Source organism: Bacteroides sp. HMSC067B03, assembly GCF_001811315.1.
GTDB lineage: Bacteria > Bacteroidota > Bacteroidia > Bacteroidales > Bacteroidaceae > Bacteroides > Bacteroides faecis.
Window position 1 is genome coordinate 15,551 of sequence record NZ_KV804246.1, and the last position, 11,847, is coordinate 27,397.

Genomic DNA, 11,847 nt, shown 5'->3' on the forward strand with positions numbered 1-11,847 from the left:
TTATGGATGAATACTTTGATTACCAACCCGGATTGTTCTGTGTGATATCTTTGTTCACACTCATTTCCGCATCCGGAATCGGGAAGTAGTTGTATGTGCTGGAGATGTTGAAGTATGTATATACGTTGGTCGGTCCCTGCGTCCAGTTATTGCCGGATTGTGCTTCGGTCACCAGCGCTCTCATGTTCTTTACATACTCACCCCAGCGGATCAGGTCGAAACGGCGGGTGTATTCGAAACAAAGTTCCATGGCACGTTCATCTTTTACGGTCTGGCGGAATTCTGCCTGCGTCATGTCGGAAAGCTCGCTCAGACCGGCGCGGTCTCTTACTTCCTTCAGACATTGGTAAGCCAGTGCGGTAGGACCGTCATTCGCTTCGTTTTCCGCTTCTGCGATCATCAGCAGTACGTCTGCATAGCGCAGGATGGGGAAGTTGATAGCCGTATAGTTCTTGTCTTTCTTGTCCGCTTCGTATTCACGGCGGTACTTGCCGCACATACGGCTGTAGTTCTTGGTGGCTGTGGTCTTTTCTGTGTCACCTGCGTACTGGTAAGTTCCGCGTTCCTGACCGTATTGAGACATTACTTCAGCAAGTTTGCCCTGCTCAAATTCACGATGGGTTACCCCTGTATTCTTACCTCCGGCTTCTTTGTATTCAAACGGTGCGATGCTCCAGTTGAAACGCTTGGTGTCACCGTTATTCACATAAAGGTTGTACAGTTTCGGAGTGCTGTAGATGAAGGCATAAGCATATCCGGGGTCTTTTGATCCTACCACGTCGCTTTTGGAAGACATATCGGGACCGGCAAGTCCGATGATGTTACCGATACGGCCTTCCGCCTGTGTATCCGAAGTGTTGTTACCTGCGAATTCGGCTTCCCAGATACTTTCGTTGGCAGTGGTATTATACTTGTCGGAACACATATCGATGAAAGGGTCCCAGTAGTTGGCAGCCAGTTTGTGTCCGGCAGTCATTACTTTCTGGGCGTAGAAGCTGGCTTTTTCGAAATAGTCCTTCTTCTCGGCCTGTGTGGCATTGCGGTCTTCGCGGTAGTGCTCGCCTGCACGGAACAGATAGACACGTGCCAGTATGCCCCATGCGGTAGACTGGGAGATACGTCCCGGTTTATAAGCAAGGTCGGCTGCTGACTTCAGACCGGTCTCAGCCGCATCCGCCATTTCGGAGACGATGAAGTCGTAGATTTCCTGTTTGTCTGTACGCGGGATGTTCAGGTTGGTAACGCTTTGCGTAGAAACCGTTTTGAAAGGAACATCTCCCCAGCACTCCACCAGGTTGAAATAGTAGAATGCACGCAGGAAACGGGCTTCGGCGATGTATTGCTCTTTGACGCCTGAGTCGAAACCGGTTACTTTGTCGATGTTTTCGAGGAACATGTTGGCACGGTTGATACCTGAATAGAGGGCATACCAGAAGGCAGTCACGGCATTGTCACTGGTAGTGGCATTGTTACAGATCAGTCCGGTAGAGGCAGGACCGCGTCCGCTGCCTCCGTAGTGCGATAAGTCGTCACCGGCTACGAGATACATATAGTCGCCGCCGTAGAAAGTGGGTTGCGACAGTATGGCGTAGACGCCTGTCAGGAATGAGTTGGCTTCAGCGGGGGTGTTGAAGTAGTTCTCCGGCGTCAGTTTGGTAGGTTCTTTGTCCAGAAAGTCACAGGATGCCATGCTGAAACCTGCCAATAGAGCTATGATTGTTATTTTTAATGCTTTCATAATCGAATTCTTTTTTCTAACTGTTACTATCTTATCCATTTAGAATCCCAGACTTACACCGAAGCTGACAGAGTATGCTCTCGGATAGGAAGAGTAGTCCAGGCCGGGAGTCAGTGCGCTGTTGCGTACAGATACTTCCGGGTCATAACCGGAATAGCCGGTGCATGTCCACAGGTTTTGTGCGGCAACATAGACACGCGCTTTGTCTATTTTCCATTTCTTCACCAGCTTGGAGGGGAAGGTATAGCCTATGGTCACATTCTTCAGGCGGAGGTACGAACCGTCCTCGATGATGCGTGAAGAAATGACACGGTTGGAAGAGGAGTTGGTAGCCGCGGGAATATCACTGGTCGGGTTGTCGGCTGTCCAACGGTTGGCATAGCTGGCGAACTGGTTCAGTTCGCGTGATCTGTTGTTGGAACTTTCAAAGAACAGACGGTTGGCATTCATGATATCGTTGCCGTAAGACCACTGGAAGAAAATGCTCAGATCGATACCTTTGTATTCAAAGTTGTTGGTGAAACCACCGGTATGTATCGGAAGTCCGCGTCCGATAATCGTACGGTCGTTGGAGTCAACTACTCCGTCGCCGTTAAGGTCGGCGTATTTGGGCATACCCGGCTGAGTGTTGGTCTCAGTAGAGTAGTGGGCTACTCCCGGCTTCAGGCTGTATGAATTACCCGATTTGTTGAAGTCGTCATACTTGTATGTGCCTTCGTAAACGTAGCCGTACATCAGTCCCATCGGCAGACCGATTTTGGCGATGTAGCTGGATTGACCGTTGTAGTTCTGGTCGAACTGGGCGGCAGTCAGCAAGGCTGTCTGATTTTCCGACAGGGCCAGTACTTCGTTCTTATTGAAAGAAATGTTGAAGTTAGTCGTCCACTTGAAGGCGCGTGTCTGGAAGTTAACTGTGTTCAGACTGAGTTCCAGACCGTCGTTGCGTACTTTACCGATGTTCTTCGTAGCGCTGTAATAACCTGAAGAGTAGGGCAGAGAAGCATCCAGCAACAGGTCGCGGGTAGTCTTCCGGTAGATATCCATCGTTATTCCGATGCGTTCGTCGAAGAATCCGAGGTCGAGACCTGCATTCCATTGTTCGGTTGTTTCCCATTTCAGGTCTTTGTTGGGCAAAGAAGTAGGAACGACACCTGCATTGGTTGCATCATTGTCGAACGGATAAACACCGCTTGGAAGGGAGTTTGTCGATGTATACGAGCCGACTCTGGATTTCAATACGGCCAGCAGTGCATAATAATCGTACTCACCGATACGGTTGTTACCCGTGAGTCCCCAGCTCAGACGAATCTTGCCGCTGGACAGTACGCTTTTCAACGGTTTCATGAACTCTTCTTCTGTGAAGCTCCATGCCAGTGATGCGGAAGGGAAGTATCCGTAACGGTTGGCCTTGTTGAACTTGGAAGAACCGTCGGCACGGAAAGAAGCGGTGGCGTAATACTTGGACATATAGTTGTAAGTCACGCGTCCGAGGTACGACAACATCGCCCATGAGGATTTTGCCGAAGTGGTAGTACCTGCCTGTCCTTCGCTCATGCCCGCCATTCCGAGTGACTCGTTGGGGATGTGCGTTGTGCGGAATGAATAAATCTCGTAGTCCGAGTTCTGGAAAGTGATACCTCCCAATACGTTGAGGAAGTGTTTCTTTTTGATGTTGGTCTGATAAGTCAGCGTGTTTTCATTCAGCCATGTCAGACGTTCCTGACGGGTCACCTGAGCGTTCACCTTATCTGTAGAAGTCGGTCCTCCGTAGCGGGTACTCGAGTTGTTGAACTGATCCTGCTTGCGTGAGTCGTAGGTATATCCGGCGGAAACTTTCAGTTTCAGACCTTTCAGTACTTCGTACTCTGCGAATCCGTTCATCTGCAGATTATTGGTATAGCTTTTCCGGTATTCGTTCTTCTGCGATTTGATCGGGTTGAAACGGTAGTCATTACTTGAATCTACGGCGTTGTCCGTTGCGCTGTCCATCAGGAAGCTGAGCGGAGTGTCGGGAGAAGTCACCGGACGGTAACCCCATACGCTATAGAAAAGGTTGTTCATACCACTGTAGGAAGTAGAAGACGGAGTACTGCCTGTCTGGATAGAACGTGAGTAGTTGGTAGTCAGGCTCATGTTCAGTTTGCCGCGGCGGACTACGGTGTTCATACGTCCCTGCATGCGCTTGTAACCGGTCTCTATCAGTGTACCGTCCTGATCGAAGTAAGACAGGGAGGCGTTGTAACGTACCCCTTCCGTACCTCCGGCAAGTCTGATTGTGTGATTCTGCTGCCAGGCTGTTTTGAATATCTCGTCCTGCCAGTTATATTGTTCGATGTTCCGATAGTCGTCAAGTGTCCATTGCTTGCCTTCATAGTTCATCAGGTACGAACCGGCCACTACGGTGGGATACATTTCATTCTGCAGTTTGACAAACTCGTAAGCATCCATCATCGGAATAGTGCGGGTGACATGCTGCACACCGAAACTGCCGTCGTAAGATAGCTGTGCCCGTCCTACTTTACCTTTCTTGGTGGTAATGATGACAACACCGTTGGCACCGCGCGCACCGTAGATCGCTGTAGCCGACGCGTCTTTCAGGAAATCGAGCGATTCGATATCGGAAGGATTCAGTGTGCTGGCTGCCGACGAGTCTTCTATCGGGAAGCCGTCGATAACGAACAGCGGTGAGTTCTCCTGTGTCAGTGAGTTGTTACCACGAATCACAATGCTCATGTTGCCGCCCGGCATACCTTCACCCGAAGTCACGTTTACTCCGGCGATACGTCCTCCGAGGGCCTGATCGAATGAGGCGACGGGAGCGGTGAGCACATCTGTCATATTGGCTTTCGCTACAGAACCGGTGAGGTCGCGGCGACGCACTTCCTGATAACCGACAACAACGACTTCGTCCAATGTTTTAGTATCTTCTTTCAGGGTGATTACCATCGGCTTCTGCGAGTCTGCTTTTACTTCGACAGTCATATAGCCAATAAAGGAAATGACCAGAGTAGCATTCTTTTGGGGGATGTTGAGCGAAAATTTACCGTCAAGGTCGGTGATCGTTCCCTGCGAAGTGCCTTTTACCTGAACACTGGCTCCGGGAACACCTTCTCCTAAGTTATCCTTCACAGTACCTTTGACAAGTACCTGTGCAAGCACAAATGGAACAGAAAACAGGAGTATCCCTATCATAGAGAACATCCTTTTTCTAGTCTGGTTGGATAGATGTTTTTTCATATATTAAAAATTAAGTGATTTTGTTGAGTTTACGATGGCAAAGATATACGCATTGATTGTTCTCATATGGATAGAATTATTCAAGATTGATACAAAATAATACAAATCTGCTATTCTCATAAGTTATCTTGTTTTTACCGATTTAAGTAGCTCAGACAGCTCTCTGACGGCCTCCGGATGCAGTTTCGCCACATTGTTTTTCTCCGATGGATCGGAGGATAAATCGTACAGTTGGGGTTGCCTGTCGTTGCCAAGTTCCATTCTTGTCCAGTATTCGATGGCGGGTGCGTCACTCGGTTCGATGTACTTCCATTGTCCTTTCACGATGGCGAGCGTATTATTGAGATTTTGCTGTACGATGTATTCACGGTTGGCGTCGTCTTTTCCCAAAAGAGTGTTCAGATGTTCCTGACTGTCAGGAGCCGCACCTTTCGGCAGCGGTTGTTTCAGCAGGGCGGCAAGCGATGCGTACACGTCGATCTGTGAGAAGAGAGCCTGCTGCTTGTTCGGTTTCACTTTGGCAGGCCAGCGGAGGATAAACGGAATGCGGGTTCCGGCTTCGTAGGCGCTGTACTTTCCACCTCTGTAAATGCCCATTGGGGTATGTCCGTTGAGCAGCTCGAAAGCTTGGTCCTGATAACCGTCGTCGATGACGGGACCGTTGTCGCTGGTGAATATAAAGATGGTATTGTCCGTCAGCTGGAGGCTGTCGAGGGTGTTCATGATTTCTCCGATTGTCCAGTCGAGTTGCAGGATCACGTCGCCACGGGTTCCCAGACCGCTCTTTCCGGCAAAGCGGGGATGTGGTACACGCGGTACGTGTACGTCTTGTGTACCCATATATAAGAAGAAAGGTTCTTCTTTGTGGGAAGCGATGAAGTTCTTTGCTTTATCGGTGATGATGTCGGCGATGTCCTCGTCTTTCCAAAGGGCGGACTTGCCTCCGGTCATCCAGCCGATGCGGGGGATACCGTTGATAATCGTGTTGTTATGCCCCTGACTGGGCTTTAATTTCACGAGTTCCGGATTTTCTTCTCCCGTAGGCCAGTTGCCTACTTTGTGGTCATAGTTCACGGTAATCGGGTCGTTCGGGTCGAGCCCTGCCACGTGCCCGTTCTCTACGAATACGCAGGGGACACGGTCTACGGTTGCCGGAATCACAAACTCGTAGTCGAAGCCGATACTCTGGGTGTTGGGGGTAATTCGTCCGTTGAAGTCGGTTCCTCCCTTCGGACCGAGTCCGAGATGCCATTTGCCGACAACTCCGGTAGCGTAGCCTGCTTCTTTCAGCATATCGGCCATTGTGACGCAGGCGGTGTCGATAATCAGTTCCGAGTTTCCGGGGGCGATACCGGTATTTTCTTGTCGCCACGGATACATTCCGGTGAGCAGCCCGAAGCGGGACGGGGTGCTGGTGGCGGAGGTTGCGTAAGCGTTGGTGAATTGTACTCCCTGTCCGGCAAGGCGGTCGATATGCGGGGTACTGACCTTTGTTGCTCCGTAGCAGCTAAGGTCGCCTATGCCGAGGTCGTCCGCGAATATATAAATAATGTTGGGCTTTGGGGAGTTTTGTCTATTGTCTTTTTGTACCTTCTGATTGCATCCGGTCAGCAGGGCCATACCGGGCAATAGCGGCAGTAAACGTGAGACATTCTTCATAATGTTGTTTTTTTATGGAGTGACTACTGAACACAAAGATAAGAGGATTGGCGGAAATGACTGAGCAGGAATGTACAGGTGAGATACAAAATAGTCCATTCTAAAGATAGAGGTTAAATGTTCCGGGGCTACGGATGCCTTTTCCTGACATCGTAGCCCGGAGCTTGTGCCACGCTGTTGGCACAGCTGTGCCACTACGATGGCACGGTCGTGCCAACGGCGTGGCACAAGTGTGCCAATAGGCGGGAACTACTTTGGCATAGGTTCTCCCGTTTCAAATGCTACTTGCTTACCTGTTTACAGGTTATTGGTCCGTTTCTTCGTCTCCTTCTTCTTCTTTTTCTTCACCCTTGCGGTAGGCAAGCGGACTGACATGGTAAATCTCCTTAAAGCATTTACTGAAATAGCGGGAAGAAGAGAAACCGATCCGGTCGGAAATTTCCGTAATGTTCAGCTCCGGATTGTTCCGCAGCATGACGGCTCCTTTCTTGAGACGGATACTTAATATAAAGTCGTTCGGTGTCTGGCCGGTGACGGCTTTCAGTTTCGTGAACAGATTGGTACGTGCCATGCCCATTTCCCGTGCGAAGATGTTCACATTGAAGTCTGTGTTGTCCAGATGACGTTCGATGATAGCCATGGCACGGTCCAGCATTTCTTTATCCATTGGGTTGGTAGCGAGCATTTGGGCAAATGCTTGTGGCTGTTTGCTGAATTTCTCTTGCAGCAGTCGGCGTGAGTTCACCAGATTGTTGCAACGGGAAATCAGCAGGTTGGTGTTGAACGGTTTGGTGATATAATCGTCCGCACCGATTTTCAGTCCTTCAATGTTGTGTTCTACTGCCGTGCGTGCCGTCAGCAACACCACAGGTATGTGGCAGGTATTGAAATCCGTCTTGATCTGCTTGCAGAGTTCCGTACCCGACATACGCGGCATGACAACATCACTTAGTATGATGCTGGGCATGTCTTTCTGTATCAGTTCCATGGCTTCTTCTCCATCAGAAGCGGTAGTGACCTGATAGAAAGTCTCGAAGATGCTTACTAACATCTGTTTGATGGATTCGTTGTCTTCTACTATCAGCATTTTGGCATCCTCGATGCGTTTGTTTTCTTCCTCCTTCCATCCGGAGTCGGGCAGTATTTCTACTGACGGCACAAAGGTTTCCGGTTGTTGCCGGATGCTGTCATCCGTAGATTCCTGCACTATTTGCTCATCGGTGAAGTGCTTGTTGCCCAGTTTGAGGGTGATAATGAAACTGCTGCCTTTGTCCGGTTCGCTTTCTACCCGAATGGTGCCGTGATGGAGTTCGATAATACCTTTGGTCAATGCCAGTCCGATACCGGTTCCGGTTCCCGTATTCAGGGAGTCCAGACGTTCGGTCTGATAGAAACGGTCGAATATCTTATCTATTTCAGCGGCAGCGATGCCCGTGCCCGTATCTTTTATTTCGATAATGACAGAGTGGTTCTCCTGCGATACGTTGATGGAGATGGTGTCTTCCGCCTTTGTATGCTTCAATGCGTTCGACAGCAGATTGTTCACTACCTTCTGCATTTGCTTCTGGTCGTACCATACTTCAATATCATCCGACTGTTTGTTGAACTTGAAGTTGATTTGCTTGCTGCTGGCGTATTCCAGGAATAACAGATAATTCTCGTACAGGAAGTTTACCAGATTGTGCCGGCTGACTTTAATCTTCATGTGTCCCTGTTCCTGTTTGCGGAAGTCGAGCAATTCCGTAATCAGTTCACGCAGTTGGAGGCTGTTTTTGTATATGCCTAATATCTTATTATATATATTAGGCGTGAATGTCTGCACCTGTAACAGCGTCTCTACCTGCCCTACGATCAGTGTCAACGGAGTACGGAACTCGTGGGAGATATTGGTGAAGAAGCGCAGCTTCGACTGGTTCAGTGCTTCGAGGTCTTCGATATGCTTCTTCTCGTACTTCAGTGACTCACGCAGTTTGATGCGGGAATTGTAGTTCTGAATGAGATACCACAGCAGACTGACAGTGCAAATGGTATAAATCAGATAAGCCCACCACGTCTCATACCAGGGCGGCAATACGCGGATCAGGAGTCGGGCAGCTTCGATGCCGTCTCCGTCCGATTTGATGACGAGCGTATATTTGCCCGGGTTCAGGTTGGTATAAGTGATAAGCGTCTGTTTGCGGTCAGTATGATTCCATTCGTCAGAGAAGCCTTCGAGGCGGTAAACGATTTCATTCCTGTTGGCAGGGATGAAGTTGGAAGTGGCATATTCTATGCTAAACATGGACTGGTCGGCTTTCAGACTGATTTCCGATGTATAGGCGATGGACTGGTTCAGAATACCGGTGTCGTCTCCAGCGGTGATTTCCTTTCCGTTGACCAGCAGACGGGAAAGGATGATGCTGTAAGACTTGGGGGTAAAGTGCAGTTTCTTTTCCCAGAAAGAGATCATTCCCTGGATACCGCCGAGGAATACTTCTCCGTCATGTGTCACGAACAATGCGTTCTCGTTGACGGCAGTCAGCGGGAATCCGTTCTCGGTACCGTAGTTGTAGAACTTCTTCTGTGGGTAGTCAAACTGGGAGAATCCCTGATTCGTAATCAGCAGCAGGTCTCCTTTCTGTATGGATGACTCGAATACTTCATAGATACAATCGCTGGATAGCCCGTCTTTCTGTACGTCGAAATTCTCAAAGTCGTTGCTTTCCTTGCGGTAACGGTCGAGCCCGCTTCCGGAAGTGGAGAACCACAGATTGCCGTTACTGTCTTGCATGATACTGTTGACATTGTTGTTGCTGAGGCTGTTCGGATTGGCGGGATTGTGCGCATAATGGGTGAGCTTGCCGGTGTCGAAGCGGTAGGAATATACACCCTCTCCGGTAGCGGAAATCCATAGCGTTCCGTCTTTATCGATATAGAGGTTGGCTACCATGCTGATATTTCTGCCTTCTTTGGTGTCTTTGAAAAGATGTTCGCAGGTGCCTGTTGCCGGATGGAAGAGGCATACTCCGTTTTGTGTGGCGATAATCAGTTTGTCTTCGTAAGGTACGATATCACGGACAATGTCCGAGGGCAGTGTGCTCAGATCGCCCGCTTTCATCCGGTAGACGGTGAAACGGTTCGTGCGCAGGTCGAGTTTGTTTAGTCCTCCCAAGTGCGTACCGATCCACATAATCTCCTGTGCCCGGTCGTAATAGATTGCTTTGACATTGTTGTGCGAGATACTGTTTTTGCCTTCTTCGTGGCGATACCAGCGGTAGGTATTGTTTTTCCGGTTGTAGACATTTACTCCGCCGCCTTCGGTACAAATCCATAAGTTACCGTCTTTATCTTCCGTCATTCTGCCGACGATGGGGCTGCTCAGTCCTTCTTTCTCTGTGTCTCCCACTTTATAGCGGGTATAGATCTCATATTCCGGATTGAAATAGTTGACACCGCCGAAATAAGTCCCCAGCCACAGTGTACCCTGTTCGTCTTTCACGATGCACCAGATGGAAGAGTGGGTAAGTCCGTCGGGTTTGTTGTCATTGGCGGTATAAAGCTGGAACTGTCCCGTGCTTTTGTCGTAACGGTTTAGTCCGTGGAAGGTTCCGATCCATAGATTACCCAGATTGTCTTCGCAGCAACTTCTGACGAAGTCGGAGCATATACTGTTCGGGTTCTTCGGGTCGTGGCGGAAGTTTTCGATGGCGCCATTGGTCCGGATACGGTATAATCCCTCTTCCCAGCTACCTATCCATAGCTCCTTGGAGGAGTCTTCGTAGATGCTTGCTATGTTTCCTTTCGTGATAGGCTGAGAGAGTTGTTTGTCTTCCGACAGGCAGTAAACGCCGTTGCTGGTGGTTCCCATCCATAAGTTTTTCTTCTCGTCCAGATGGAGGCAGGATAGTGTGATGTCTTTGCCGGCGAGGTGGTAGTAAAGGTCGAAGTTGTTCGTGTTTTCGTTGAATACGAATACTTCCTCCCTCTTTCCGATGTATAGCTTCTCGTTGTAGTAGATAGCGTCCACATTGCCTTGAAGCAATGTCCTGAACCTTTGAGTGGTCATATCAAATTCGGCTACTCCGTCGGTGCAAAGCAGATAAACTTTGCCGTTCTTGTTGCCTGTGATACGGAGCACGGTATTGCTGAACAAGCTGTTTGGATCATTCTTTTTGAGCTTGAAGCTTTTGATGTCGTTACCGTTATAACGGTTCAGCCCTTCGCGCGTACCTACCCATATAATGCCCCGTTCGTCAATATATAGGCTGTTGACAGAAAACTGAGAAAGTCCGTCGTCTGTGGTCAAATGGCTGAAAGTAATATTTTGTCCTAACGTGCGGACAGCAGTTACGCTTAAAAATAACAGAAATAAAAGGATTACTTTTCTCACTAATTCGGCTGTTTAAGGTATTACTAATGGCAAATATATTGTTTTTATTTGGTTTTCGGGAACCTTATTAGGAGAAAGTAACTATATTTGTATCCTCCAAACGAAAGATATATGAAAGTAAAGAAAATTAGTTCTGCTAATGTAGAGGCTTGTTCGCTTCCTAAATTATTTGATGAGGAAAAGATAGATTTCCAGTCGGTTCAGTGCGTCAATTGGGCTGAATATCCCTATAAACCCAAGGTAAGTTTCCGGATTGCCCACACTAAAGATTCTATTCTGTTGCATTTCAAAGTCAGAGAAGAGAGTGTGCGCGCCAAATATGGAGAAGATAATGGCTCTGTATGGACTGATTCTTGTGTGGAGTTCTTTTCCATTCCGGCAGGCGACGGAATCTATTACAATATAGAATGCAATTGCATCGGAACGATTCTGATTGGTGCCGGACCGGCCCGTAACGGTCGGGAGCATGCTCCGAAAGAAATAACGGGGCTTGTACAGCGGTGGTCCAGTCTGGGCAATGAGCCTTTCGAAGAACGTGTGGAGGATACGAGTTGGGAAGTCGCTCTGATTATTCCTTATAAGGTGTTCTTTAAGCATCAGATTGAGTCTCTGGACGGAAAAGAAGTGAAAGCTAATTTCTATAAATGCGGTGATGAGCTGCAAACTCCTCATTTCTTGTCATGGAACCCGATAAAGATAGAGAAACCAGATTTTCACCGTCCCGATTTCTTCGGCTCGCTGGAGTTCGAATAAGCCGGTAGCATAAGTCTGAATAGAAAGATATAGTAGCGTCATCCTCTATAAAAAAGTAGAGGTTGTGTCAAAACGCTGGCACAACCTTTTT

General features: G+C 48.7%; 5 protein-coding genes. 1 reads left to right on the forward strand and 4 read right to left on the reverse strand.

Annotated features, from left to right (window positions below; all coding sequences use genetic code 11):
* Positions 1–19: 19 nt before the first annotated feature.
* The 4 genes from HMPREF2794_RS01395 to HMPREF2794_RS01410 form a co-directional block, all read right to left on the reverse strand.
* Positions 20–1,738 carry a RagB/SusD family nutrient uptake outer membrane protein gene (locus HMPREF2794_RS01395; protein ID WP_070750687.1) on the reverse strand — a complete coding sequence of 573 codons (1,719 nt, stop codon included), beginning with the start codon at positions 1,736–1,738 and terminating at the stop codon, positions 20–22.
* Between the two features lie 39 nt (positions 1,739–1,777).
* Positions 1,778–4,939: a SusC/RagA family TonB-linked outer membrane protein gene (locus HMPREF2794_RS01400; RefSeq protein ID WP_070750689.1), complete on the reverse strand. Its 3,162-nt coding sequence runs from the start codon at positions 4,937–4,939 to the stop codon at positions 1,778–1,780.
* A 159-nt stretch (positions 4,940–5,098) separates the two neighbouring features.
* Positions 5,099–6,634, reverse strand: coding sequence for a sulfatase family protein (locus HMPREF2794_RS01405; RefSeq protein ID WP_070750691.1), 1,536 nt, complete (start codon positions 6,632–6,634; stop codon positions 5,099–5,101).
* 304 nt (positions 6,635–6,938) lie between these two features.
* The gene (locus HMPREF2794_RS01410) at positions 6,939–11,003 is read right to left on the reverse strand and encodes a hybrid sensor histidine kinase/response regulator transcription factor (protein WP_070750693.1); all 4,065 of its coding nucleotides are present in this window, start codon (positions 11,001–11,003) and stop codon (positions 6,939–6,941) included.
* A gap of 111 nt (positions 11,004–11,114) precedes the next feature.
* On the opposite strand from HMPREF2794_RS01410, the gene HMPREF2794_RS01415 reads away from it, so the two are divergent.
* Positions 11,115–11,756 carry a carbohydrate-binding family 9-like protein gene (locus HMPREF2794_RS01415; protein ID WP_010536068.1) on the forward strand — a complete coding sequence of 214 codons (642 nt, stop codon included), beginning with the start codon at positions 11,115–11,117 and terminating at the stop codon, positions 11,754–11,756.
* The last annotated feature ends 91 nt before the right edge of the window (positions 11,757–11,847 follow it).